The organism is Aliivibrio sp. A6 (genome assembly GCF_028765505.1).
Lineage (GTDB): Bacteria > Pseudomonadota > Gammaproteobacteria > Enterobacterales > Vibrionaceae > Aliivibrio > Aliivibrio finisterrensis_A.
Map to the genome: position 1 here is coordinate 43,406 of NZ_JARACR010000023.1, position 26,867 is coordinate 70,272.

Annotated in this window: 25 protein-coding genes; 17 read left to right on the forward strand and 8 right to left on the reverse strand. The window is 39.9% G+C overall.

Annotation, left to right across the window (positions count from 1 at the left end):
* Positions 1–37 precede the first annotated feature (37 nt).
* Together PVK70_RS13650 and PVK70_RS13655 are read right to left on the reverse strand one after the other, a co-directional pair.
* Complete coding sequence (locus tag PVK70_RS13650) at positions 38–835, reverse strand: Cof-type HAD-IIB family hydrolase (RefSeq protein ID WP_130048575.1); 798 nt, start codon at positions 833–835, stop codon at positions 38–40.
* 120 nt (positions 836–955) lie between these two features.
* Positions 956–1,933 carry an alpha/beta fold hydrolase gene (locus tag PVK70_RS13655; protein ID WP_130048574.1) on the reverse strand — a complete coding sequence of 326 codons (978 nt, stop codon included), beginning with the start codon at positions 1,931–1,933 and terminating at the stop codon, positions 956–958.
* A 340-nt stretch (positions 1,934–2,273) separates the two neighbouring features.
* Here PVK70_RS13655 and PVK70_RS13660 point away from each other — a divergent pair, with 340 nt between their 5' ends.
* Positions 2,274–3,497 (forward strand): EAL and HDOD domain-containing protein, encoded by a 1,224-nt coding sequence (locus PVK70_RS13660; protein ID WP_130048573.1) that lies wholly within the window; start codon positions 2,274–2,276, stop codon positions 3,495–3,497.
* 132 nt (positions 3,498–3,629) lie between these two features.
* Here the strand turns inward: PVK70_RS13660 and PVK70_RS13665 are convergent, their stop codons facing one another.
* The 4 genes from PVK70_RS13665 to hslR form a co-directional block, all read right to left on the reverse strand.
* Positions 3,630–5,603 carry an AsmA family protein gene (locus PVK70_RS13665; RefSeq protein ID WP_130048572.1) on the reverse strand — a complete coding sequence of 658 codons (1,974 nt, stop codon included), beginning with the start codon at positions 5,601–5,603 and terminating at the stop codon, positions 3,630–3,632.
* A 179-nt stretch (positions 5,604–5,782) separates the two neighbouring features.
* Positions 5,783–7,408 (reverse strand): phosphoenolpyruvate carboxykinase (ATP), encoded by a 1,626-nt coding sequence (gene pckA / locus PVK70_RS13670; protein WP_130048571.1) that lies wholly within the window; start codon positions 7,406–7,408, stop codon positions 5,783–5,785.
* Between the two features lie 341 nt (positions 7,409–7,749).
* On the reverse strand, positions 7,750–8,625 hold the full coding sequence (hslO, locus tag PVK70_RS13675; RefSeq protein ID WP_130048570.1) for an Hsp33 family molecular chaperone HslO: 876 nt from the start codon (positions 8,623–8,625) through the stop codon (positions 7,750–7,752).
* A 51-nt stretch (positions 8,626–8,676) separates the two neighbouring features.
* Positions 8,677–9,078: a ribosome-associated heat shock protein Hsp15 gene (gene hslR / locus PVK70_RS13680; RefSeq protein ID WP_130048569.1), complete on the reverse strand. Its 402-nt coding sequence runs from the start codon at positions 9,076–9,078 to the stop codon at positions 8,677–8,679.
* A gap of 276 nt (positions 9,079–9,354) precedes the next feature.
* Here hslR and gspC point away from each other — a divergent pair, with 276 nt between their 5' ends.
* The 15 genes from gspC to nfuA all read left to right on the forward strand — a co-directional run bounded on the left by gspC (position 9,355) and on the right by nfuA (position 22,878).
* Positions 9,355–10,263: a type II secretion system protein GspC gene (gene gspC, locus PVK70_RS13685; protein ID WP_130048568.1), complete on the forward strand. Its 909-nt coding sequence runs from the start codon at positions 9,355–9,357 to the stop codon at positions 10,261–10,263.
* 31 nt (positions 10,264–10,294) lie between these two features.
* Positions 10,295–12,328 carry a type II secretion system secretin GspD gene (gene gspD / locus PVK70_RS13690; RefSeq protein WP_165367207.1) on the forward strand — a complete coding sequence of 678 codons (2,034 nt, stop codon included), beginning with the start codon at positions 10,295–10,297 and terminating at the stop codon, positions 12,326–12,328.
* The gene (gene gspE, locus PVK70_RS13695) at positions 12,328–13,827 is read left to right on the forward strand and encodes a type II secretion system ATPase GspE (protein ID WP_130048567.1); all 1,500 of its coding nucleotides are present in this window, start codon (positions 12,328–12,330) and stop codon (positions 13,825–13,827) included. Before gspD ends, gspE begins: the two co-directional genes overlap by 1 nt.
* Positions 13,828–15,045 carry a type II secretion system inner membrane protein GspF gene (gene gspF / locus PVK70_RS13700; RefSeq protein ID WP_130045679.1) on the forward strand — a complete coding sequence of 406 codons (1,218 nt, stop codon included), beginning with the start codon at positions 13,828–13,830 and terminating at the stop codon, positions 15,043–15,045.
* 64 nt (positions 15,046–15,109) lie between these two features.
* The gene (gene gspG / locus PVK70_RS13705; protein ID WP_130045680.1) at positions 15,110–15,562 is read left to right on the forward strand and encodes a type II secretion system major pseudopilin GspG; all 453 of its coding nucleotides are present in this window, start codon (positions 15,110–15,112) and stop codon (positions 15,560–15,562) included.
* Positions 15,563–15,588: 26 nt separating this feature from the next.
* The gene (gene gspH, locus PVK70_RS13710; protein ID WP_130048603.1) at positions 15,589–16,188 is read left to right on the forward strand and encodes a type II secretion system minor pseudopilin GspH; all 600 of its coding nucleotides are present in this window, start codon (positions 15,589–15,591) and stop codon (positions 16,186–16,188) included.
* The gene (gspI, locus tag PVK70_RS13715; RefSeq protein ID WP_130048566.1) at positions 16,178–16,555 is read left to right on the forward strand and encodes a type II secretion system minor pseudopilin GspI; all 378 of its coding nucleotides are present in this window, start codon (positions 16,178–16,180) and stop codon (positions 16,553–16,555) included. Before gspH ends, gspI begins: the two co-directional genes overlap by 11 nt.
* Entirely contained in the window at positions 16,542–17,219 is a 678-nt protein-coding gene (gene gspJ / locus PVK70_RS13720) for a type II secretion system minor pseudopilin GspJ (RefSeq protein WP_130048565.1), read from the forward strand. The genes gspI and gspJ overlap by 14 nt, the downstream gene beginning before the upstream one ends.
* Positions 17,219–18,259 (forward strand): type II secretion system minor pseudopilin GspK, encoded by a 1,041-nt coding sequence (gene gspK, locus PVK70_RS13725; RefSeq protein WP_130048602.1) that lies wholly within the window; start codon positions 17,219–17,221, stop codon positions 18,257–18,259. Before gspJ ends, gspK begins: the two co-directional genes overlap by 1 nt.
* Positions 18,228–19,493, forward strand: coding sequence for a type II secretion system protein GspL (gene gspL / locus PVK70_RS13730; protein ID WP_130048564.1), 1,266 nt, complete (start codon positions 18,228–18,230; stop codon positions 19,491–19,493). The genes gspK and gspL overlap by 32 nt, the downstream gene beginning before the upstream one ends.
* On the forward strand, positions 19,493–19,978 hold the full coding sequence (locus PVK70_RS13735) for a type II secretion system protein M (RefSeq protein WP_130045685.1): 486 nt from the start codon (positions 19,493–19,495) through the stop codon (positions 19,976–19,978). Before gspL ends, PVK70_RS13735 begins: the two co-directional genes overlap by 1 nt.
* A 2-nt stretch (positions 19,979–19,980) precedes the next feature.
* Positions 19,981–20,742, forward strand: a complete 762-nt coding sequence (locus PVK70_RS13740) for a type II secretion system protein N (RefSeq protein ID WP_130048563.1) — start codon at positions 19,981–19,983, stop codon at positions 20,740–20,742.
* A 9-nt stretch (positions 20,743–20,751) separates the two neighbouring features.
* Entirely contained in the window at positions 20,752–21,303 is a 552-nt protein-coding gene (nudE, locus tag PVK70_RS13745; RefSeq protein WP_130048562.1) for an ADP compounds hydrolase NudE, read from the forward strand.
* 5 nt (positions 21,304–21,308) lie between these two features.
* Positions 21,309–22,127: a 3'(2'),5'-bisphosphate nucleotidase CysQ gene (gene cysQ, locus PVK70_RS13750; protein WP_065623375.1), complete on the forward strand. Its 819-nt coding sequence runs from the start codon at positions 21,309–21,311 to the stop codon at positions 22,125–22,127.
* A 166-nt stretch (positions 22,128–22,293) separates the two neighbouring features.
* The gene (gene nfuA, locus PVK70_RS13755; protein WP_065623374.1) at positions 22,294–22,878 is read left to right on the forward strand and encodes a Fe-S biogenesis protein NfuA; all 585 of its coding nucleotides are present in this window, start codon (positions 22,294–22,296) and stop codon (positions 22,876–22,878) included.
* Between the two features lie 81 nt (positions 22,879–22,959).
* Here nfuA and recG read toward each other — a convergent pair whose 3' ends face one another.
* Together recG and PVK70_RS13765 are read right to left on the reverse strand one after the other, a co-directional pair.
* Positions 22,960–25,041: an ATP-dependent DNA helicase RecG gene (recG, locus tag PVK70_RS13760; RefSeq protein ID WP_130048560.1), complete on the reverse strand. Its 2,082-nt coding sequence runs from the start codon at positions 25,039–25,041 to the stop codon at positions 22,960–22,962.
* 15 nt (positions 25,042–25,056) lie between these two features.
* On the reverse strand, positions 25,057–25,389 hold the full coding sequence (locus PVK70_RS13765; RefSeq protein WP_065623372.1) for a DUF2500 domain-containing protein: 333 nt from the start codon (positions 25,387–25,389) through the stop codon (positions 25,057–25,059).
* 322 nt (positions 25,390–25,711) lie between these two features.
* Between PVK70_RS13765 and PVK70_RS13770 the strand changes: the two genes are divergently transcribed.
* On the forward strand, positions 25,712–26,077 hold the full coding sequence (locus PVK70_RS13770; RefSeq protein WP_130048559.1) for a DUF4145 domain-containing protein: 366 nt from the start codon (positions 25,712–25,714) through the stop codon (positions 26,075–26,077).
* Positions 26,078–26,867 lie beyond the last annotated feature (790 nt).

Consider the following 26,867-nt stretch of genomic DNA (forward strand, 5'->3'; position numbering starts at 1 on the left):
ACTACTTGGCCTATGATAGGCCAAGTAACCTGTAAGCTTATTTTAGTAGTAGATTTTCTAAGTAATGAGCAACCGCTTCATCTGCAGATGAGCCAATAACTTCATTATTTGGTAGGGCTTTTTTTACTTTTTCATGCGATGTTCCCATCACAATCCCTTTGCCTGCCATGCTTAACATTTCGTAATCGTTCATGCCATCACCAAAAGCGATGCAGTTCTCTAACGTTTTACCAAGTAACTTAGCAACCGCTTCTAATGCGGCACCTTTAGATACTTCAGCGGCCATTACTTCTAAACACCAAGGCGTAGAAAAAGCCACCATTAGCTCATCACCAAATTGTGCTTTTAGCTTGGTCTCATATTCTACCAAGTAGTCATGCTCTGGCATGGTTACAAAGATTTTTGCGATATTCTCAACAGGGGGGTTATTTGCATCAAATAAGGTGTAAGTGAATCCATTATCATGAAAATCTTTTAGGCTTTCGTCTTCTTTATGCATAAACCATTTATCGTCTGAGTACATATGAATAGATAAAGATTCATCGTCTTTTAATAGATTTAGTACTTGTGGGATAAAAGCTTCAGGAAGATTTTTACTGTAAATAAGATTGTCATCGGCATCATGAACACGAGCGCCGTTAGAAGTGATCATATAAGCCGGGATGCCGACATCTTTACGAATATTACCGACATCAATGTGATGACGGCCCGTTGCAAAAATAAAAGTAAGGTCTTGTTGGTGCAGTTTATTTAGTGTTTTTTTAGTAAAGTCTGCAATTTTATGCTCAGGTGTAAGTAGTGTGCCGTCAAGATCAGATGCAACGATAGTAATCATAAAGCCTCAGGAATAAAGAATAGATTCAAAAATAACTGAGTTCAGTTTACGTCACTTTATAAAGAAAAAAGAGGGTAAAGATAATAATATTGCTTTTCCTCTTTTTACTTTAGCTAGGCATCACACTTCTAATGGCGATCTATGTTGCTGAAAGAAGTCGAGAATATTTGAGAGCGCTTGATTTCGGCAAACATCAGATTCAAAAAGCAGTTCGTGTTTTGCATTTTTAATGGTGATTAATTGGCAATCGGGGGCATTTTTTTGAAAAGTAGTATGCGCATTATTATCCACAATACGGTCGTTTTCTCCTTGAAGTAACAACACAGGGACAGAGCAAGAAGCGGCTTGTTCTACGCAGAGTTTTGAGCCTTTTAAACTTTGATTTACCCAGTGATTACTTGGTCCACCTATCTGAAGTTCGGGTTTTAGATCGTATAACTCACGGAACCATTGATAGCGAATTTCACAGGTGGTTAATGTGTTATCTAAAAAGGGTTTTGCATGGTAGGGAGCTTGCCCTAAAGCATAAGAGGGTTGTGAGGCCCAGCGACTTAAATAACGACTTATAGGACCCGCAATGGGTTTTAACCAAGGTTGAATATGAATACCGTGCATTGGTGCGCTTAATGCTACTGCGGAATATGGGTGTGAATGAGTTTCCACATATTGAGTTACAATTGCGCCGCCCATAGAGTGGCCAAGTAAATAGCAATCTTGGTAATCTTCAGGCGCAATTAAGTGCTGAGTCATGCTGTTTAGATCAAGAATGTAATCATTAAACTCTTCAATATGACCGATATCGCGATTGGTAGTCAGTCGATCAGAAAGTCCCTGCCCACGGTGATCAAAAGAATAAATATCATAACCTTGACAAAATAGGTCATAAAACAGTTCTTGGTATTTATAAACACTTTCAATACGACCATTAACCACCATGATGGCTTTACGGTTCGCAGGGCTAGTAAAACTCACCCAATGCAGTTGCGTTTCTTTTTCGCCTTGATAAAAGCCGTGCTGACGCCTTTCCCAAAATGGTGTGACGTGCTTTTGCATTGCTTCAAGATAATGTGATTCTTGAGTAAAGGCGATTTTGTTCATTGGGCTCACAACATGACAGTAAATAAGTGGGTTGATATTATTATATACTAAGTTCTCTTGAGGAGGAGAAATGAGCACCTTACCCTTCTATTATTATTTAAGAAAAAGAGTGAATTTTCTTATTCGCTACCTTCTTATTTATTTTATCTTGTCATAATCACATATTCTGTCTATTTCTTGGGTGTTAATTAACCAAATGTATGTTTTTTCTTATGCTATTGGATTATCATGCGTATAAATAAACTTGCCATTTGTCGTTCTTTTTCTTAAGAATATGATGATTGTGCCGATAATAATCTTTATGACATTTGTACTTGTAATAGGATATTGCTTTTAAGTTATGTATGCATACGTTGCCCGACAACCGATCCTGAGTCGGAAGAAACAAACGATAGGCTACGAACTACTTTTCCGTGACGGTGAAAGTAATGCGTTTCCTAATATAGAAGCAAATCAAGCAACGAGTCGGCTACTAGTTGAAAACTTTATGTCGACAGGTTGTAACCCTGCGCTAGAATCTCCTCGTAGTTTTATAAATTTCCCCCAAGAGTCATTAATATCTTTGGTTCCGACGGCATTTCCTAAGCGAAAAATTGTTGTCGAAGTATTAGAAACCTGCATTCCTAATGATGAGCTATTTAGTGCGATTAAGCATTTGCATCGAATGGGTTATATTATTGCGTTAGATGACTTTAGTTTGGATGCCGTTTGGGATCGATTTTTACCCTATTCACACATCGTTAAGTTAGACATTATGCAATTAGGCATTGATGTGGCGTGTGAATACGTTAAACAACGTAAGCAGCAGGGATGCAAGCAACATTATTTAGCAGAAAAAGTTGAGACTAATGATGAGTTTCAACAGGTATTTGACGCCGGCTTCCATTTTTATCAGGGTTACTTTTTTAGTAAACCGGAGATCATAAAAAACCGCGTTGTAAAACCAGAAGAACTTCTTACGATGCAGCTATATCAAGAAGTGTGTCGTGAAGAAGTGGATTTTTCTCGAATAGAGCAGTTGATCGCGCAAGACGTCTCTTTATCTTATCAGTTATTGAAGTTTGTAAATACAGCATCAGTACGACTTGAAAACCCCATTTCATCATTTAAACAAGCATTAGTTTATCTTGGCGAAGAGCAAATAAAAATGTTTGTAACCTTGATTGCGACGGCGCATGCAGCGATCAATAAACCCAAGGAATTGTATAAACAATCTTTAGTGAAAGGGCGTTTTTGTGAGTTGATGATTTGCCGTATTCAAAATGGCACTCCAGGACAGCAAGCATTTATTGTTGGATTATTCTCTCTACTTGATGCCTTGCTCGATCGTAAGATTGATGATGTTTTAGAGCAGCTATCATTAGCTCGAGAAATAGAACAAGCTATCTTGCTCAGAGAAGGCTTATTGGGTTCTATGCTAGAGCTGTATGAAGGTATTGATAAAGGAGATTGGAAAAGTATTGATCAAACCAGTCGACTGCTTGGGTTCTCTCCAAAAACCGTAGAGAAAACATATCAAGATGCAGAGAAGTGGTATCAAATGATCTCATGTCAATCTAACTAGCAAGAATGATCAAATACTTATGTAGATTGGTATAAAACCTAAATTAGAATAAAAGCCCCATTAAGTGTATCGCTTACTATCGTAAGGTCAGCATTTGGTGGGGCTTTTTATTGTCAGAAGTACAGATTGTGATTACTGACAATAGTTGATGATATGGACTTCTTCAGAGAACAGTTTTTGTTTTATTTGGTGACATTCCTGAGTAATCGAAGTGATGGCTTCGCCTTGTTCTGGGTTAACCAAGTCGTAATCACCTTCAATATTGTAATTAAAGCCTTCTCCAATAATTGTGATAGGTTCAATAGATATACGACCACGGTTGGCGGTTACTGTTATTGGGTCAACGTGTATTGGGTATTGCGCGATAGCTTCTTTTTTCTTAGAACTATCAGTTGTTATTGTTGATGTGTCAGGGCGTTCGTTATCTGGAACCAATCCCAATTTATATTGCCACAGTTCTTGAGCTGTTTTAGTGGTAGTCATGTCTCTTGGAGTCATGTTTAGTTCACCATTAAAGCTATAGTTAAAGCTGTCTTGATTTACTGCTAATCCATTACCGTTAAAAGTAAACTCAGTAATACCATCAATAGGGATAGGGTTTGGAAAGAAACGGCTTAGGTAGCTGATAGGCAATCCATCACCATAGGCCTCAAACAGCCAAGGTTGGCTATCCTGAGTTAAGTGAATGCTGCCATTAAAACCAACAAGCCCTTCAGATAAAGGTAGCAGTGCTCGCTCTACTGTCCACAAACCATCTTCGGTTTTCATTTCTACTAATAATTGTTGGCTTAATAGATAATTAAAACTCGCATTAGAGGCGCTCATCGAAAGTGTGCCATCCCATAATCCCCATTGCTCTAAGCGCAGTAAATCGAGATCATGGCCTTCCATATTTACCCCTGATAATTGATATGGGTACTGGTCATTCAATTGAATTAATTGAGTATTATTAACGTCTAGCTTGGCTATTTTCACTTGCTCTAATTGATTTACGTATTGAGTTAACACACTCGCTTCTTCATTAGTTATGGCCCATTTGACTTGGTCAATACTCAACGAATTTAAATTTATGCTTGTTGGTGATAGTTTGCCAGTAAGTTGAATGTGACCATCAAAAATTTCGAATGAAAGCGTCGATATATCGGCTTTTTGACCATTAAGCGTTAAGCTAAAAATGGGGTTATTAATAGTATGTTCATTCCAGACCAAATTGTCGGCATTAAACGATATATTTGCGTTATTTTGCTGCCATAAATGGTAAGGAAGCAGTACGTTTTCAGCAGATAAACTTAAGTTATTAACCACAAATTGTGGTAGTTCAATATTGATATCTAACAGATCAATACGTTCAAATTGATAAGTGAAATTGTGTTGAGATAGCCATTCGATTGGCTTGTTAATAATGTCCGCATTACTTGATTCTAAATTAAATTTACGCAATGTGAATTGTGGAATAACCCATAATTTATTTTCTTTAAGCTCTGCTTGTGCGGTAATTGTACTGCCGCGCCAAGTAAGAGAAATACCATGAAGAGCGGTGTAGTGTTGAGTGTAATAGCCATCAACTAATACCTCATCTAGGGCTTCTCCCTGCCAATACAGTTGTTTGGCTGAGAATTGAAAATCCCCCTCAAAAGATAACGAATTTTCTTTTTGTATTGCCCAATTTTCTAATTGAATTTGAGCATCACGCAGCACTATGTCGTCATTGGCAAGATCTAAATTTGAAATACTAAATTGAGCAATAGAAATCCAATCGATACTTTGTGTATCAGGCAGTCCTTTTTGTAGACTAAGACCATCGACTTTGATGCTATCAAACGCTAATTTATTATTTTGAATTGGGTGCTGAGAGAGCCAAAAATCGACGGTTTGAATGTTTAATTCACTGTCTGTTTCAATAGCAACATCTGACAGAGTTAGGTGTAAAGGTGATTGGATTGAGTAATGAATATCTCCAAATGAGATTTTTTGATGCGTCAGTTTTTGCACCAATGGATTTAGCATTGGTTGTGCGTAAGGCGTATGTAAAAGGGATAAAAATGCGACCACAAGTAGCAGGCAAAAAGAGATAAGCCAACCAAGGCTTTTCAGTGTGGTATACATTGTTAACTCCAAAAGAAAAATAGGAACAGAAAGAGTGGAGTAAAAATCAGATGCAATCAAGTTATTGTGATGGTTTACTCAGAGGTAATCACTGTTTTGGGCTCTTGTTTGAACTGATTGCATAAAAAAGCCCTTCACAAGGGAAGGGCTTGACGTTATCGGTGGATAATCTTGCTTACTTAGTTAAGTTGAGGACCCGCTTTAACAAGTGCTTTTCCTTCGTCATTATCAGTGTATTGAGCGAAGTTTTTAATGAAGCGCTGGGCCAGATCTTCTGCTTTACTGTCCCATTGTAGTGGGTCAGTGTAAGTATCACGAGGATCTAGGATTGAAGTATCAACACCCGGTAGTGATGTTGGAACTTCTAAGTTAAAGACTGGGATATTTTTGGTTTCAGCGTGGTCAATAGAGCCATCTAAAATAGCATCAATAATTGCACGAGTATCTTGGATAGAGATACGCTTACCTGTGCCATTCCAACCCGTATTAACAATGTACGCTTCTGCGCCAACGGCTTCCATTCGTTTAACCAGTACTTCTGCATACTGTGTTGGGTGCAGTGTTAAGAACGCCGCGCCAAATGCTGCTGAGAACGTTGGTGTCGGCTCAGTAATACCACGTTCAGTGCCTGCTAACTTAGCAGTAAAACCTGAAAGGAAGTGGTACTTAGTTTGTTCTGGCGTTAGTTTTGCTACAGGAGGTAGAACACCAAATGCATCAGCCGTTAAGAAGATCACTTTATTTGCATGACCCGCTTTTGATACCGGCTTAACGATATTATCAATGTGATAAATAGGGTAAGAAACACGCGTATTTTCGGTTTTCGAACCGTCATCAAAATCAATCGTGCCATTACTACGAACAGTAACGTTTTCTAGTAGTGCATCACGGCGGATTGCGTTGTAGATATCAGGTTCAGCTTCTTTAGATAGGCGAATGGTTTTTGCGTAGCAACCCCCTTCAAAATTAAAAATACCATCATCATCCCAACCGTGCTCATCATCACCAATAAGCTGGCGTTTTGGATCGGTTGAGAGTGTGGTTTTTCCGGTTCCTGATAAACCGAAGAATACTGCTACATCGCCTTCTTCACCCACATTGGCAGAGCAGTGCATTGAAGCAATTCCTTTTAGCGGAAGAAGGTAGTTCATCATTGCGAACATGCCTTTTTTCATCTCACCGCCGTACCAAGTACCACCAATGATTTGCACTCGCTCTGTTAAGTTGAAGGCAATAAAGTTTTCTGAATTTAATCCGTGCTCTACGTAGTTAGGGTTAGTGGTTTTCGCACCGTTCATGACTACAAAATCGGGTTCAAATGTTGCAAGTTCTTCTTCTGTTGGTCGAATAAACATGTTTTTTACGAAGTGTGCTTGCCATGCTACCTCAGTAATAATACGAACACTTAATCGTGTATCTGGGTTAGCACCACAATAACCGTCGATAACAAACAGACGTTTACCAGAGAGTTGTTTTGTTACTAAGGATTTTAGATCATCCCAAACTGCAGGAGTGATGGCTTTATTGTCGTTTTTACCTTGATCTGACCACCATAATGTATCTTTGGTTGTCTCATCTTTTACGATGTATTTATCTTTTGGTGAACGACCAGTAAAAATACCAGTATCTACCGCAACTGAGCCGAGCTCTGTCATTACTCCACGCTCATAACCTTCTAAATCTGGGCGTGTTTCTTCTTCAAACAATTGTTCATAACTAGGGTTACGGAGTACTTCAGTAACATCAGTTAAGCCATGTTGAGTAAGATCAAGTTGTGCAGCCTTTTTGTGTTCCATAACAGTCATAGGTGCTCCTTAGAGGAATTTTTTGTAGGGACTTTTAATTTATTTGTAATTATTTGTGTTCTGCTAAGCATGCTAACAATGCGGTAAATTGAAAACAGGGAGATGAATCATAAAATAACCATAAAGTAGTAGTGGTTGTTTTATCGCCATCACAAAATAGCAATAGTCCTATTCTACTCTTAATGAAATCGTTTGCGCCAGATGTAATTGATTATTATTTAAGCAAAATTAAGTGTGGATAAGTGGAATAAAAAGTGTGGTTTATATCAAATTTAGTTATAAAAAAGCCAACCTAGCGGCTGGCTTTGAGACAAAATAAGAGACTTATTCTATGCGGTAAATTAATGAACGGTGTCATTACCTTTTGTTGCTTGTTCAAAAAGATTGGCAACATCAATACTGTCAAAATCGTAGCTTGTGCCACAGTAATCACAATGAAGAGAGATTTTCCCTTCAGTTTTGATGATGTCATCAACTTCTGCTTTTTCAATAGTGATGATTGCACCGCCACTGCGTTCGCGCGAACAACCACAGAAAAATTCAACCTGTTGAGGTTCAAACAGTTGTACTTTATCTTGGTTGTATAAACGATACAGAACTTCTTCGCCTTCTAAGCCAAACAGCTCTTCGTTTTTAATGGTGTCAGTTAATTGCTCTAGGTGCTCGAAGTCATCAGCAGAGCCAGTGCCATCAGGCATGACTTGTAGAAGCATACCAGCAGCATGAGGTTTACCTTCAAATTCACCAAGACGAAGCCATAAGCGCGTTTTTAGTTGCTCTGAACGCTCAAAGTAACCTTCAAAACACTGTGCTAAGTTTTCACCTTCTAGTGCAACAACACCTTGATAACGCTCACCATCTTTTGGTGTTATAGTGATAACTAGATAACCTTTACCCATTAGTTGATGCAAGGTTGCGTCTTCTGCAATATCGCCATTAAAACGAGCAACACCACGTACTTTCTGGTTGTTATCGCCATTGATAACCGCTAGGGATACTGGACCGTCACCTTGTAATTGAAGGGTAATTGAACCTTCAAATTTTAGCGTTGCAGTTAATAAAGTCGTTGCAACCAATAGCTCACCCAATAAGTTTTGAACTGGCTTAGGGTATTCCTTGCTAGAAATGATTTGTTGGTAAGCATCATCTAGTTGAACTAATTCACCACGAACAGATAAATCTTCAAATAGGTAACGATGCAGTGTGTTATTTGCCATGAAATACTCCAGCAATTGTATTAAGGGTTGTCATTACGCACAGTATAGCGGTTATTGTTGCTTGAATCTCATGATATCACGTCGCTGTTTTTTATCTGGACGCTTATCAGGGTGTGGGCTGCCAAGTGAATTAAGTTTGCGTAGTTTTGCATTCTCTTCACGCTGCTTGATGCTGATTGGAGTTTCTTTATAAAGAGTTTGTGCAACAGGTGCGCCACGACGCTGATCAGATACTATCTCTATGATCACGGTGATCTCTTCGTTGTTGCCTTGGCGAAGCTTTATTTCAGCGCCCACTTCAACCAATTTACTTGGCTTAGAGCGTTGACCGTTATATTGAACTTTTCCGCCATCAACCATGTTGCGAGCAATGGAACGGGTTTTATAAAAACGAGCTGCCCAGAGCCACTTATCGAGTCTGATGCCATCGCTAGTATTGGATTTGGAACTCATTATGTATACCTAATGTCTTACTTCTCTGCTTATTTAATGGTGTCTGGAATTTTTTTTTCAATCTTTTGAGCAGAATTAATAAAAATTCATTACCAACTAGAGTCATTAATGAGAAATAATGCTTTAATATGAGTTCTTTTCTCTGAATTACGTGATATGCCTGCGAGTAATGTAAGAAAACGGCATTATTTACAGCAATAATGCCGTGTTAATTTATAATTTTTAAAGACTTAAAACAGTTAATAGCCCTTAAAGTAAAAGGAAGATCTGGCCCTAATGATAGCTAATATGAAAATCGAAAAAATTTCTCAATATTGGTCAATATATCAATCTGCGATTTCAAAAGGGGTAACGGTTGTTTTAGTTGCGTGTTTTGCGTGGATTTGTGGCTCTCTTTTTTGGGCGATGCTCGTACCGCAAACGTCGGTTCCTCAATGGCAACCAAAGGCGGTAGTCATCACTAATAAGCAAAACAACAATGAAGGTGATTCGTTATCTGATTTATTAAATAGCCAAGTATTTGGTCACTTTAATACTGAGAAAAAAGTAGAGCAACCAAAGATAGTAGAAGTAAAGAATGCCCCAAAAACACGATTAAATTTAACCTTATCGGGTATTGTTGCTAGCTCTGACCCATCACTGAGTCTTGCGGTTATCGCTAACCGAGGAAAACAGAATACTTATGGTATCGATGAGACCATTGATGGAACGCGAGCAACCGTAAAAGCGATTAGCGTAGATCGCATTATTATTTCCAATAATGGCCGTGATGAAACGTTAATGTTGGAAGGGGTAAAATACACCAAGATATCAACAGAAAGAAATGCGACGGGTAGTTCTGGTACGGTGTTAGGAAATAATCGCCAAAATTCAAATCAAGACGAACTGGATAAGATCCGTCAAGAGATGGCTAAAAATCCACAATCAGTATTGAAATACATTCGCCTTTCTCAAGTTTCTAATAATGGGAAAATTACGGGTTATCGAGTGAATCCGGGTAAAGACCGTAAATTATTTGATTCTGTTGGCTTAAAGCCTGGAGATATCGCTACCAGTTTAAATGGGATTGATTTAACCGATCCTGCCGCAATGAGTTCATTGTGGAAAAATATGTCAGAAATGACAGAGCTTAATTTAACCGTCCAACGAGATGGACAATTACATGACATTTTTATCGGTTTATAACGGCAGATAGAAAAATGACTAAGGGTATGTTGTGAAAAAGTGGATAGGTAAGGGAGCCTTATTGCTTGCGGGTAGCATGATGTGGACATCAGCACTGGCAAATGACTTTAGCGCGAGCTTTAAAGGTACGGACATTCAAGAGTTCATCAATATTGTCGGTCGAAACTTAGAAAAGACGATTATTGTTGACCCATCTGTTCGTGGCAAAGTGGATGTGCGTAGTTATGATTTATTAAATGAAGAGCAATATTATCAGTTCTTTTTAAGTGTACTTGAAGTTTATGGATATGCGGTTGTTGAAATGGACAACGGTATTTTAAAAGTCATCAAAGATAAAGATGCAAAAACTTCAGCCGTTCCGGTATTGGGAGCAAAAGATAACATCACTGGCGATGCGGTAATTACTCGAGTTATTGCGGTTCGTAATGTATCGGTACGTGAATTATCTCCTCTACTACGTCAACTTAATGATAATGCTGGCGCGGGTAACGTTGTGCACTATGATCCTGCAAATATCATTATGATCACCGGTCGTGCAGCGGTGGTAAATCGTTTGGCTGAAATCATCGAGCGTGTTGATCAGGCGGGTGATAAAGAAGTTGAAGTGGTTGATTTAAAAAATGCTTCGGCAGCGGAAATGGTACGAATTGTTGATGCGTTAAATAAAACCACCGACGCCAAAAACACCCCTGCTTTTTTACAGCCTAAATTGGTTGCAGACGAACGCACTAACTCAATTTTAATCTCGGGTGATCCTAAAGTACGTCAACGTCTTAAAAAACTGATTAAACAACTTGATGTTGAAATGGCAACCAAGGGTAATAACCAAGTTGTTTACTTACGTTATGCCAAAGCAGAAGACTTGGTCGATGTACTTAAAGGGGTGTCGGATAACTTAACTGCTGGCAATGGCTCAAGCTCGAAAGGAAGCTCTTCGAATAACCGCAGTGATGTGATGATTTCAGCACATACAGATACCAATGCTTTAGTCATTACTGCGCCGCCTGATGTAATGCGAGCGATGCAAGACGTCATTGCTCAGTTGGATATTCGTCGTGCACAAGTATTGATTGAAGCTTTGATTGTTGAATTAGCTGAAGGTGATGGCGTTAATTTAGGCGTGCAGTGGGGTAACCTGGAAACGGGTGCAATGATCCAATACAGTAACACAGGTGCCTCAATCGGTGCCACTATGGTTGGTTTGGAAGAAGCGAAAGGCTCTACAACGACTGAAAAAATTTATGATTCAGCAGGTAAGCAAACCGGGTACAAAGATATTACAGAAGAGGGTGACTATACTGCACTTGCTTCGGCGTTAGGCGGTGTTCAAGGTGCTGCTGTTAGTATCATGATGGGTGATTGGGCTGCATTAGTAACGGCGGTATCTACTGATTCAAACTCGAATATTCTGTCATCACCGAGCATTACCGTAATGGATAATGGGGAAGCATCATTTATTGTTGGTGAAGAAGTACCGGTATTAACGGGCTCAACGTCAGGTTCTAATAATGACAATCCATTCCAAACGGTTGATCGTAAAGAAGTCGGTATCAAGCTTAAAGTGGTTCCACAGATCAATGAAGGTGATTCGGTTCGTTTAGATATAGAGCAAGAAGTGTCTAACGTATTGGGCGCTAATGGTGCGGTGGATGTGCGTTTTGCTAAACGTCAGCTAAATACCTCGGTAATGGTACAAGATGGCCAAATGTTGGTGTTAGGTGGCTTGATTGATGAACGTGCACTTGAGAGTGAATCAAAAGTTCCGTTTTTAGGGGATATCCCTATTTTAGGTTACTTATTCAAATCAACCAGTACGCAAGTTGAGAAGAAAAATCTAATGGTATTCATCAAGCCGACCATTATTCGTGATGGTATGACAGCGGATGGCATTACTCAGCGTAAATATAACTACATTCGAGCAGAGCAACTGTATAACGCAGATAAAGGCTTGAAGCTGATGGATGATGCACATATTCCAGTGCTGCCTAAATTTGGTAAAGACATTAATCATCCAGCAGAGATTCAAGCGTTTTACGAGCAGTTTAGTGAAGATAAGGAAAAATAATGGCGGATACCTTATTTCCAGATCTTCCTGTCATTCTGCGTTTGCCTTTTTCTTTTGCAAAAAGGCATTCAGTCGTTATTGAAGCAGGCTCCGAGGGTTGGGTGCTGTATTATGCTGTTACTCCTTCGCCAATGGTGTTGTGTGAAATTCGTCGAGTGTGTAAATCAGGTTTTTCGTTAATCCAATTAACCAAAGAAGCCTTTGATACTAAAGTAACTCAAGTGTACCAACGTAATTCATCAGAGGCGCAACAACTGATGGAAGATATTGGTGCCGATAATGACGACTTCTTCTCACTGGCTGAAGAGTTGCCCGATAATGATGATTTATTGGAATCAGAAGACGATGCACCCATCATTAAATTGATCAACGCCATGCTAGGCGAGGCGATCAAAGAGGGCGCATCTGATATTCATATAGAGACCTTTGAAAAAGTGCTGTCGATCCGTTTTCGTGTCGATGGCGTTTTGCGCGATGTATTGAGTCCAAGCCGTAAGTTGGCACCACTGTTAGTTTCGCGTGTAAAAGTAATGTCGAAGCTTGATATCGCAGAGAAGCGTGTTCCGCAAGATGGTCGTATTTCACTGCGCATTGGTGGCCGAGCCGTTGATGTTCGTGTCTCTACGATGCCGTCTTCTCATGGTGAGCGTGTGGTAATGCGTTTATTAGATAAAAATGCGACTCGTTTGGACTTAAACAGCTTAGGTATGTCGGCTGAGAACCATAAAAACTTCCAGCACATCATCAAACGTCCTCACGGCATTATTTTGGTTACTGGCCCAACGGGTTCAGGTAAATCAACCACGCTGTATGCCGGTTTAGGTGAATTAGACAGTTCTCAATCAAATATTTTAACCGTAGAAGATCCAATCGAATTTGATATCGATGGCATTGGGCAAACTCAAGTTAACCCAAAAGTAGACATGACGTTTGCGCGTGGGTTACGTGCCATTTTACGTCAAGATCCTGATGTGGTTATGATAGGTGAGATCCGTGATCTAGAAACCGCAGAAATCGCCGTTCAAGCGTCACTTACTGGTCACTTAGTGATGTCGACGCTTCACACCAATACAGCGGTGGGGGCGATAACACGTTTACGTGATATGGGTATAGAGCCTTTCCTAATTTCATCATCTTTACTTGGTGTACTGGCTCAGCGTCTGGTTCGTACTTTATGTAAGGAGTGTAAAACACCATATCAAGCCGATGACGAGCAGAAAAAATGCTTTAATTTATCCGCTTCGGATAGCTTAGTTCTTTATAAGCCAAATGGTTGTGATCACTGTAATGGTAAAGGATACCGTGGCCGAACAGGTATTCATGAATTACTGGTTGTGAATGAAAAAGTTCAAGAGTTGATCCACAAAGAAGCGGGCGAACAAGAAATTGAAAAAGAAGTTCGTAAGAACACTCGTGGTATTCAGCAAGATGGTTTATTAAAAGTACAGCAAGGGATCACAACACTGGAAGAGGTGATGCGAGTCACTCGGGAAGGATAAATGGCAGCCTTTGAATACAAAGCACTAGAGAAAACAGGTAAGCAAAAAAAAGGCGTCATGGAAGGCGATAATGCTCGCCAAGTTCGCCAACGGTTAAAAGAGCAAGGTCTTATTCCGGTTGAAGTGATTGAAACCAAATCAAAACAACAGAAAAGCGCTTCTCAAGGATTAAGTTTTAAGCGCGGAATTAGTGTGAATGATTTATCGCTAATTACCCGTCAATTAGCCACTTTAGTTCAAGCGGGTATGCCTTTAGAGGAGTGTTTAAAAGCCGTCGCTGAACAAGGAGAAAAAGCCCATATTCGCAGTATGATGATGGGGGTTCGCTCTAGAGTGATAGAAGGGTATCCGCTAGCAGAAAGCTTTGCCGATTATCCTCATGTTTTTGATGAACTGTTTTGCTCAATGGTAGCTGCCGGTGAAAAATCAGGCCATTTGGATACGGTGTTAAACCGTTTGGCTGATTATGCTGAAAATCGTCAAAAGATGCGCAGTAAATTACAACAAGCGATGATTTATCCAATCATGTTGACGTTAATTGCTATTGCTGTGATTTCCTTTTTGCTTGCAACGGTCGTTCCTAAAATTGTCGATCAGTTTGTGCAAATGGGACAAGGCTTACCGACGGTTACCGAGGTATTATTAGCGGCCAGTAACTTTGTAGTGAACTGGGGCCTTGTTGTTATCGTTGTGGTTGTGTCATTGATTGTTGGTGTGAAGTGGTTACTGACTAAACCACATTTACGCTTAGCGTGGGATAAAAAAATCTTACGCTTACCTGTTGTTGGTAAGGTGGTTCGTGGGTTAAATACGTCGCGTTTTGCACGTACGTTATCGATCTGTACATCAAGTGCGATTCCATTATTGGATGGGATGAAAGTTGCAGCGGATGTAATGAGCAATCAATACTTTAAACAACAGGTGTTAGAAGCGGCAGATAACGTACGTGAAGGGGCGAGCTTACGTATCTCGCTAGAACAAACAAAGTTGTTTCCGCCAATGATGCTTCATATGATCGCCAGTGGTGAACAAAGTGGTGAATTAGAACAAATGCTAACGCGTTCGGCTGATAACCAAGACCGTGACTTTGAATCACTGGTTAATATGGCTTTGGGTATTTTTGAGCCTTTATTGATTGTTTTTATGGCCGGCATTGTACTTTTTATTGTTGTCGCGACCTTAATGCCAATCATTGAATTAAATAATTTAGTCGGGTAGTGAGTAGTTACTATCCTTTTTTCTTCTTATTAATATATTGATTTTTAATCTCAGGAGTCATTCCATGCAAGTCAATTCAGCTCAACGTAAACAAGGTGGCTTCACCCTATTAGAAGTGATGGTTGTTATCGTTATTCTTGGTGTTTTAGCCAGTTTAGTCGTACCAAATTTACTTGGTAACAAAGAGAAGGCCGATCAACAAAAAGCGATCACTGATATCGTGGCATTAGAAAATTCATTAGATATGTACAAGCTAGATAGTAGTGTTTATCCAACCACAGACCAAGGGTTAGAAGCATTAGTTACTAAGCCTACATCAAGCCCTGAGCCTCGTAATTACCGCGCTGATGGTTATATTCGTCGTTTACCAAATGACCCATGGGGTAACGAGTACCAATACTTAAGCCCTGGTGATAACGGCACAATTGATATCTTCTCATTAGGTGCTGATGGTCAAGAAGGCGGTGAAGGTGCCAATGCTGATATTGGTAACTGGAACATGCAAGACTTTCAATAAGTCATAAGCGCTAGATAAGAATAATGATGAAGATAAAACGTGAGGTTGGGTTTACCCTAATCGAAATTATGTTGGTATTGGTGCTGCTATCGGTCAGTTCGATGGCAGTCATCATGAGCCTTCCTGATAGTCAAGATGATCAAATGGAAGAACAAGCCTCACGTTTTTATCAGTTAGTTCAGCTTCTTAATGAAGATGCTTTGCTCAATGGGATGGATTACGGCATTTACTTTAATCAAGAGCGACAAGAATATCGCTTTATGCAATTAAATGTCGATGGTTGGCAGCCAATGGAGCAAAGTCGCTTTTTTACCGAAGTAAAAATGGAAGACTCATCCGTAGAATTTGAGATGGAGCTAGGTGGTTCAGCATGGGCTGATGATGATCGCTTATTTGAGCCGGGATCCTTGTTTGATGAAGAGATGTTTGCTGATCTCGAAGAAGATAAAAAGCCAATACCACCGCAAGTGATGGTGTTATCGAGCGGGGAAGTGACGCCTTTTGTCGTGACTTTGTTTCCTGGAAATGAACGCGGTAATCTTGATGATAAAACATGGGAAGTAAAAGTTGATGAATCTGGTGTGATCCATTTGTTTGCACCGGGAGATGAGCGAGATGAAGCGTAATTTTTCTTTACGAAAAACCAAGCAAGGTATGACTCTGTTGGAAGTACTCGTGGCACTTGCTATTTTTGCGACCGCTGCTTTGAGTGTTTTACGATCAGTGACTCAGCATATTAATACCTTAGGCTACCTAGAAGAAAAAACATTCGCGGGAATAGTAGTAGATAATCAAATGACGCTGATGATGTTAGATAAACCACCGACAGTGACCAAAAAAGGGGAAACAGAATTAGCTGGACGAACGTGGTATTGGACGGTATCTCCGGTAAAAACAACCTCTGATATTTTAAAGTCTGTGGATGTGTCGGTATCGACCAATAAAGATCAAAAATCCCCATTAATCACGGTGAGAACGTATGTTGCGCCATAATGCCTCCCGCTCTTTAACTAAAGGCTTTACGTTGATTGAAGTGATGGTCGCCATTGCGGTTTTTGCTACCTTGAGCTTTTCAGCGTATCAAGTGGTGAATCAAGTTCAGCGTAGTAATGAATTATCTTTAGATAAAAGCGAGCGCATTAAACAACTTCAACGCAGTTTGGTCTTTTTGGATAACGATTTTCGTCAAATAGTAGCTCGTCCATTTCGAACCAATGGCGAAAAAGCGTCAGATAAATTATTGTCTGCGGATGAGTATTTATTGGACTCTGAATCTCAAGGTATTTTATTCGTTCGTTTAGGATGGAAGAACCCACAACAGGCTTTTCCTCGTGGTGAGATCACCAAAGTCGGCTATCGCCTAGTTGAAAATACCATTGAGCGTTTGTGGTGGCGTTATCCTGACACACCAGTAGGACAAGAGCCGGTGGTTACGCCATTAATTGATGGGGTCGAAGCGCTTAAATTTGAATTTTATGATGGTAACAAATGGTTAAAAATATGGGACGTTAAGAAGCAATTACCTAAAGCAACTAAGGTTATTATTACCTTTAAAGATTATGGTAATGTCGAACGAATCTACTTAACCTCAGGATTTAAAGCCGAAGAAAACGCAAATCAAAATGACAGTACATCGCAAGATAAAGGTGAGTCATGATGAGAAATAAAAGAAACTATTTAGCTCATCACTCAAGAAAACAGCAAGGTGTTGCGTTGATTGTGGTTTTGTTGTTGCTTGCGATTATGGTGACCATTGCGGCTCAAATGTCAGAACGTTTGTTTATTCAGTTCCATCGAGCACAAAATCAAGTGAACCATCAACAGGCCTATTGGTATTCTGTTGGGGTTGAAGCATTAGCAAAAGCGGGTGTTGAAGAGGCCTATAAAGATGGCGATACCATTAATTTAAGCCAAGCGTGGGCAACGGAAGAAACGACTTATCCACTGGATTATGGCGAAGCGTTTGGTGGTGTAAAAGATAAGCAAGCCTGTTTTAATCTGAATGCATTGAGCAGTGTTAAAGCGAATAGCGACCCATCTCAGCGTCCATTTTTAGTTAAAGTATGGATGAATTTATTGGAATCGGTAGAGGTTGAAAATTACCTTGCTGAAGTCATTGCGGATTCGACATGGGAATACATGGATGAGAATGATACGGTACAGTCAATTTCAGGCGTCGAAGACAGTACTTATCAATCGTTTAAGCCTGCTTATTTAGCGCCAAACGGTTGGATTGGTGATGCTAGTGAGTTGCGAGCAATTAATGGGGTAACCGCTCAAGTCGTTGAGGCCGTTTCACCTTTAGTGTGTGCAATACCAAACAGTAATTTCTATTTGAATGTAAATACAGTGCCTCCTGAAAGCGCCAATATTCTAGTCGCTCTGTTTTCTCCTGGATTAAGCGAAGATAACGCTCGGGAAGTATTAGAGAACAGGCCTTTTGATGGTTGGAGTAGTGTTGATGATTTTTTAGCTGAAGGGCCAATAAGTCAAGTCGATGCCAATACTCGTAAGCAGGCAAAAGCGTATTTATCGATAGACAGTCAGTTTTTTGAGTTAGATGCTCAAGTATTAGTAGAAGATTCGCGCGTACGTGTGCGTTCTTTATTGCATAGTAGTGATAAAAAAGTGGTGAACGTTATCCGTCGCCAGTATGGAGGAATGAGTGAGCGAACATCTGATAATAAGGCTGAATAGTCAGCCATCAGATCCCATTCAATGGATAGTCTGGTCACCAGAAAATAAAGAAGTGATAGCATCTGGAGAGTTAAACTCTGCGGAAGAACTGTCTTCGTTATCGCAATACAGCGATCAACGTACCGTTTCGGCACTATTACCCAGCAGCGATGTATTATTGCGTGAGGTAGCAATACCAGAAGGCGCAGCTCGACAATTTTCCTCTATGCTCCCTTTTATTGTTGAGGATGATTTAGCGCAAGATGTGGATGAGTTGCACATTGTTATCTTGCAGAAAACTAACAAAATCGCTCAGGTTGCGATTGTTGAACATCAAAAAATGGAGCGGTGGTTAGAACAATTAACTGAAGCGGGTATCTACACAAAACGCTTCTTGCCTGACGTATTAGCTCTGCCTTTTCATCATGATGGCGCAAGTATGGTTGAGTTTAATCAACAATGGTTACTGCGTTTTAGTGAGTATCAAGGCGCGATGGCTGAGCAAGAATGGTTGCCGATGTTATTGGATGGCCTCGTTGCTGATGCCGCTAAATCCTCTATTGGTGACAAAGAGCAAGAAACGAGTGAAGAAGGGTCGGATGAAGATTCATTGGCTTATACGCTTCATAGCTATTCGCCTTGTGAGATCGATGTAGCGAATACCAAACACATTAAAGAGTCACCTGAGTTGGTGATGCAATTATTGGCTGAGGGAGCGCTTGCTTCTAAAGTGAATGTGTTAAGTGGTAAATATCGCCCTCAATCGTCATGGCGAAAGCATTGGCGTGTATGGCAAAAAGTCATCTTGGCTTTTGGTTTGGTTATGGTGGTTTTTGTGGCTCAACACATTGCTGAAGTTCAAAAATTAGAACAACACAGTATTGCGTTGAGAGCTGAGAGTGAACGAATCTTTAGAGATGTATTCCCAGGAAAACGCAAGATCCCAACAATGAGCTACTTAAAGTCTCAAATGAAAAATGAAGAAGCGCGCTTGCAAGGTGGCTCAGGTGGTGACGATTTACTGACTTGGATGTCAGAGCTTGCGCCATATTTAGCAAAAGTGCCTCAAGTGAAATTACAGAGTTTAAAATTTGATGGCAAACGAGATGAGTTGCGACTGCAAGCCAGTGCGTCAGATTTTCCTTACTTTGAAAAACTAACGTCAGAGTTAAGTGGACAATTTGAGGTTGAACAGGGTCAACTTAATAAAAACCAAGACCAAGTCTTTGGTGCGATTGTTATTAGGAGAAAATAATGAAAGCCTTTATGACATGGTGGCAAAGTATTTCACCAAGAGAGCGAATGCTAGTTAGTGGTGGTAGTGTTGCGTTAATTATTGCTGCTATTTATTGGGGTGGCATTAAACCCCTAAACGATAGAGCAGATCTAGCACAGAATCGCATTAACAGTGAACGCAGTTTGTTAACTTGGGTACAGAAGAAAGCGGACACGATTGTGACCTTAAGAGGTGGATCATCAAAAGGTTCGCAAGTGGCGAATCAGCCGATGAATCAAGTGATCCCAAGCAGCACTCGTCAATTTAAAATTGAATTGGTCCGTATGCAACCTCGCGGTGAGCAAATGCAAGTGTGGGTAAAGCCTCTGCCCTTTAATTCCTTAATTAATTGGCTTGCCTATCTGAGAGATACTCAAGGTATTCACGTTCAATTTTTAGATTTAAATAAAACCGATGTTGAAGGCATGGTTGAAGTAAATCGCCTTCAATTAAGTAGAGAGTGATCATGAAGTTTAAATTATTAATCGCAACGGTCTTCTCTACCTTTTTTACTTTTAGTGCATTACTGCACATGCCTATTCAGTGGGTTGTTGAGCAAGCGCCAAAGGTAAGAGGGTTAGCGTTGGTTGGTTTATCTGGTACGCCATGGAAAGGACAGGTTGATTCACTGTCATGGCAACGAGTGAACTATGGTCAACTGCAATGGCAGATTGACCCTATGGCGATATTAAAGGGCCATGCGGTATTTTCAGTACGTTTTGGTCGTGGTAGTGAGCTAGAGTTACGTGGTAAAGGAACGGTTGGTTATAGCGTCTCAAAAGGGGCTTATGCTGAAAACATGGTGGTCTCACTTCCTGTCGCTAGCATTATGAATCAAGTGCCGATGGCGTTACCGGTGTCTTTACAAGGGCAAGCAGAAATTAGCATTAGTTATTTTCAACAAGGACAACCTTGGTGTAAACAAGCGACGGGTGAAGTGGTTTGGTCAGCAGGTAAGATAATCTCCCCATTAGGAAATATTGACCCAAATACAGCGATTGCTGATGTCACTTGTGTTGATAACAAGGTGAGCCTGAGCAGTAAACAATCATCAGAAGATGTGGGCAGCGAGTTTGATGTTGTGTTGAACCCAAATCGTTCTTATCAGGTTAATGGGTGGTTCAAACCTGAAGCCAACTTCCCATCTAGCTTAAGAAGCCAACTTAAATGGCTAGGCAAGCCTGATTCAAAAGGGCAATATAGAGTGACTTATTCAGGACGTCTGTAAGGAAATACAATGGCTAAAAAACAATTGCCGACAATTTTAGATAAACGCGTTGAAGCAAAATCAAAGTTGTTTTGTATTGAATCGGTAGATTTACGCTTCTCTAACGGAGTGGAGCGTACCTATGAAAGAATGAAACCAAGTGGTCGTCATGCTGTGATGATGGTGCCTATTACTGAACAAGGTGATCTGTTATTAGTCAGAGAATATGCAGTAGGCACAGAAAGCTATGAGTTAGGTTTTCCCAAAGGACTCATTGATCCAGGTGAAACACCATCAGAAGCGGCAAACCGAGAGTTAAAAGAAGAAATTGGGTTTGGTGCTAAAACATTAACACCATTAAAAGAACTGGTTCTTGCGCCTTCTTATTTCTCAAGCAAAATGACTCTTTTTGTTGCCCAAGGTCTTTACCCTGAACAGTTAGAAGGCGATGAGCCAGAGCCGTTAGACATCGTTCGTTGGCCTTTAGCTCAAGCTTCTGAGTTGCTACATCATTTGGATTTTTCAGAAGCAAGAAGCATTAGTGCACTCTTGCTTGCTCAACAATTTTTATCTAAGGAGTAATATTGATGGATTTAACACTTTCACATCTACTTCCTGAAGTGATCAATATTGCACGTGCATCAGGGCAACTTATTCTCGATATCTATGAGAAAGGTGATTTTGAAGAGTTTACTAAATCGGATCAAACACCTGTAACCAGTGCTGATTTAGCTGCGCATAAATTAATTATAGAAAAGCTCTCTCAACTGACCCCAGAGATCCCAATTCTGTCAGAGGAAGATGCTGACATTGCGCTAGAACAACGAGCGCAATGGGATCGCTATTGGTTGGTAGATCCACTGGATGGCACGCAAGAATTTATTGCTCGCAGTGGCGACTTTGCCACTATTATTGCTTTAGTTGAAAATAATCGCCCAGTGATGGGAGTCGTATATGGCCCTGTTTCTGGCGTGACTTACTATGCTTATGAAGGCAAAGGGGCATGGAAAATTCCAGATATGGATGAAAGCATTCGTATCAGCACCCTAAAGCATGAAGAAGAAAAGCAACCCATAGCCATCGCGATAAGTCGCCGTCAGAACATTAATAATATTACTCGTTGTATGAGTGCTGAGTGGAATTATGATTTAGTGCCTTTAGGCTCTGCAGCATTAAAAGCTTGCTTGGTTGCTGAAGGGGCAGTGGATTGTTATTTACGTTTAGGCCCAACGGGAGAGTGGGATACAGCGGCGACACAGTGTATTGTTCAAGAAGCGGGTGGTCGTATATTATCAACCGAACTAGTCCCTCTTTCTTATAATGAAAGGGAGTCGCTAGAGAATCCTAACTTTATCGTATTAGGTGATGAAAATTTGCCGTGGGATCAAATTTTAACGTGCAAATAATAAGATCTACTCTTGATAAATAAATTATTAAGCTTGTTATAATGTCAGAATGTAACTCGAAAACAATTTCACTTGAAAAGAACTCGACTTGAACAGAATTCTGCTCGAAAAAAATTGTGTTTCAGAGTACAATTCTTAATCATACTAATTTAGTCAGGTATTACTTGTGTCTTCAATCAATATTACTGAAAGTGCCCAAGAGCATTTTGCAAAACTTCTAGCACAACAGCCAGAAGGGACAAACATCCGTGTATTCGTGGTTAATCCGGGTACTCAAAACGCAGAGTGTGGCGTATCTTACTGTCCACCTGAAGCAATCGAAGCGAATGATACTGAGCTGAAGTTTGAAAAATTATCAGCGTATGTTGATGAGTTAAGCTTACCTTTCCTTGAAGATGCTGACATCGATTATGTTACTGACAAGATGGGCTCTCAATTAACTCTGAAAGCACCAAACGCAAAAATGCGTAAAGTAAATGATGATGCGCCTTTATTTGAACGTGTAGAGTATGCAATTCAAACTCAAGTTAACCCACAACTTGCTGGCCATGGTGGTCACGTAAGCTTGATGGAAATTACTGATGCAGGTGTTGCAATCGTTCAATTTGGTGGTGGCTGTAATGGTTGCTCAATGGTTGATGTGACACTAAAAGAAGGCATCGAAAAAGAATTGTTGGTTCAATTTGAAGGTGAACTAACCGCAGTTAAAGATTTAACTGAGCATGATCGTGGTGAGCACTCTTATTACTAAGAGTTTAGCTTAACCCATGAGTTAAAAAGGTGAGTAGATACTCACCTTTTTTGTGTCTGTTATTTATGAGAATAAGACTATTTATGCATTTGAGTAGATATCTCGCTCACCTAACCAACGCAAAATAATGGCTTTAGCATTTTTTGGGTAGCTATCATGTAGGTGGCGAGCAATACGCTGTACTTCAGGAATTAAATGCTGATCTCGCACTAAATCTGCAATTTTAAAATCAGCCAATCCGGTCTGTTTGGTTCCGAGTAATTCACCTGGGCCTCGGATCTCTAAATCTCGCTGAGCAATTACAAAGCCATCATTACTTTCACGCAAAACACTCAGACGTTTCTGAGCGGTTTTAGATAGTGGAGAGTGGTAGAGTAAAACACAATGGCTAGCCACAGAGCCTCGACCAACTCGGCCACGCAATTGGTGCAATTGTGCCAAACCAAGACGTTCAGGATTTTCGATAATCATTAAGCTTGAGTTAGGTACATCAACCCCGACTTCAATAACCGTAGTGGCCACTAACAAGTGCAGTTTCCCTTCTTTAAACTCCTGCATGATTTGTTGTTTTTCTTTTGATTTCATTCGACCATGAACTAAACCAATATTCAGTTCAGGTAACTGTAATCGTAATGCTTCAGCCGTATCAGAGGCGGCTTGGGCTTCTAGAACTTCAGAGTCATCAATAAGGGTACACACCCAGTAGGCTTGTCGGCCATCATTTATGCAGGCATTTCTTACTTTATTCACGATTTCGTCGCGTCTTGTGTCTGGTAAAGCGATGGTTTGAATTGGTGTGCGACCAGGCGGAAGTTCATCAATTACTGATGTCTCTAGATCTGCATACGCCGTCATAGCTAAGGTTCTAGGAATAGGCGTTGCTGTCATGATCAGCTGATGCGGATAGGCGCCATTTTTTTCACCTTTCTCACGTAGCTCTAAACGTTGATCAACACCAAAGCGGTGTTGTTCATCAATAATGACTAAAGCAAGGTGATGAAACTCAACGTGCTGTTGAAAAAGTGCGTGAGTGCCCACTATCATTTTCGCTTCACCATTAGCAATGCGAGCTAATTCTTTCTCTTTTGCTTTACCTGTTAATTTGCCAGCTAACCAGCCAACGGGGATGCCCATACTTTCAAACCAATTGCCAAAGTTTACTGCGTGCTGCTCTGCTAATAATTCGGTAGGGGCCATTAGCACCACTTGATAACCATGCTCAATCGCTTGTACGGCTGCGAGTGCGGCAACTAAGGTTTTACCTGAACCCACATCCCCTTGAACCAACCGCATCATAGGGTGAGGCTTAGCCAGATCCTGCTCTATTTCTGCTACAACCCGTTGTTGGGCTCCTGTTGGCGTAAATGGTAATTGATCTAATAGTTTCTGTTTTAAATTCGTCACTGTTGCTAATGGTAGTGCGTCTTCTTGCTGGCCTTTACTACGCACTGAAAGCATGGATAGGTTTTGAGCCAATAGTTCTTCTATGATCAATCGTTGTTGTGCTGGGTGTTTTCCTTCATCAAATGCGTCAAGATTAATTGAAGGATCAGGGCGATGAATAATATGCAAAGCTTGGTTGAGTGTAATTTGGTTGTTATACAAACCTTGGGGCAGTAATTCAGTAACAGCGGCTTTATCTAGCAATTCTAATGCTTGGTCGGTCAAGCTACGTAGCGTGTTTTGGCGCAAACCATCGGTGGTTGAATAGACAGGTGTTAGCGTGGCTTCTATATCCAAAGATTTAGAAGGAGTATGGAATTGATATTCAGGATGAACGATCTCTAAACCACTTCCGCCACGTTTAATTTCACCATAGGCATGAACCACTTTTCCTTCACTAAAGCTGTTTTTTATTCCCGCATTGAAATTAAAAAATCGCAGTGTAATAGTGCCATTACCATCGCTAATTTTAACCAATAGCATTTTACGTTTGCCAAATTGCATATCACAAGACATAACCTTGCCTTGAACGGCGGCAAATAAACCAGAATGAACACGAGCCATTGGATAAACACGGGTTCTGTCTTCATAACGAAGAGGAAGGTGGAAAAGTAAATCTTGAATGCTGACCAACCCAATTTTTTCGAGCTTTTCTGCTACCTTGGCTCCAACACCAGAAAGAGAGGTTAATGGAATAGCAGAAAGCATTGCGTTGGTCATAATGAGGTCCCTAGATTAATCTCGCTTTAAAGCAAAGTGATGAAATTTACGCCCTTGATAGGTCATTATACCTTTATCCCCTGGGTTTAGAGCATGAAAATAGTGAACACCAACTTCAAATTCTCTTTTGGGGCCAAATTTTCCTTTTTGAACGTAAATCCAGAATTCTTGATCTTCTTCTCCTTGCTGTGCATCGGGTATTTCTACGATTTGTTTATCCAGAATGGTGACTTCTGTTTTCATTTCAGGAGCGTTATCACCCAAGATAAACTTAGTTTGAAATCGTTGGAATAAGAGTGCGGCAACTAAAATAAAGATGAACAACAGAACAATATAAATGGCAGGCATGATTTTCCTTAAACGTGCGAGTAAATAGAGCCGTGGCTATTTTAACTTTTTTATTAAGATAGATAAGGAGTATTTTCCCAGTTTGTGCGGATTTTCCGGTTATTTTATATATATTGTTTACTCCAGAATGAAATGTGATAGGAACTGAGATCTGGCTCGAATACTATTGATTAAAGATCTCCTATTATTTGATGAGAAAAGTATTAAAAGATGAGTGTGTGCCAAATAGAAAGAATTAATCTCAACGATCAGAAAGAGAAACGGATTTTAGAGTGGTATAAAGGAAATCAAGAAATTCAAAGTAAAGGATTAGGAGAATGGTATGTCTGAGATTGATCTTGTTGTAAAACAAAGTCGAAAAATTGAGTCTTTATTAAGGACACACTATCACGCCGAAGGAAAAGGACTTCATCAGCTTATTACCAGTTGTGAGGAGCGTTTACCTCATGAGGTGATTGGTCGATTACGCTTTATTGCAACAATGAGAAATAAAGTTGTGCATGAAGAAGGGTATAAATTAGAGGATAAGTCGGGGTTCAAAGAGAGCTGTAAAGAAATGACTGATATTTTAACGCCTAGAGCGAGTCATTTTTTATGGAAACTCGTTGTCGGTATCGTACTGCTTTCGACGCTGGCTTCATTGGCTATCTATTTGATTCATTGGGATAATATAAAGCATTTGTTTTGAGGTATTTATTTCAGACATAAAAAAACGGACGCAAATGCGTCCGTTTTTTTATATAAACTTATTTGAATGTATATTAGTACATCATTGGCAGGGTCATTAGTCCAACAACTACTGCGATCATCATAAGTCCTTGTTTTTGCGATGAAGTAATCATTACTATGCTCCTTTAATGTCTTCTATCATTGCTTGACAAATAGAATAACACTGTTTTTGGTTGTTGATCAAGAGCATATTGCTCAAAAGCCTAAAAAAATAACTTTTCTATGACAAAAGTAGTTGTTTGGTCGCTTGTTTAGGTGTGTTTTTATCTGTTGATATTATGATTTTTTGTGTGCTTTAAATGTAAAATCAATATAAGCGCTTGATTTATATCGTTAATATTGTCTTTTTTATGGTTTGTTTATTGAGCATCTATTTTTATTCTTATTTCTTGGCTTATCTTCTTGATGTTGCCCTACCTCTTGTTTTCTGTTTTTTGTAGAGTCTATATGGTGGAGTTATTATTGATATTGATGTTACTAACCTGTTTGAGTGTGATAATTTTGATTAAACCTACTTTTACGATGAGGTGCTTTTTCCATCATTAATTTTGGTATTATAATCTAAATCCATATAACTCATTGTTATTAATAGGTAAGTTGTGTTTTTTTGTGTTTTTTAACTGTTGCATAATTAAGCATTATTTAGCTTAGTTGACGTTTTGGTAATTTGAGTCTGCGTATGAGGGAGATAAGCCCTTATAGTAAAGTAATTCTGTAGTTCAGCAGGGAGGGGGAAAGAGGTAAATGGT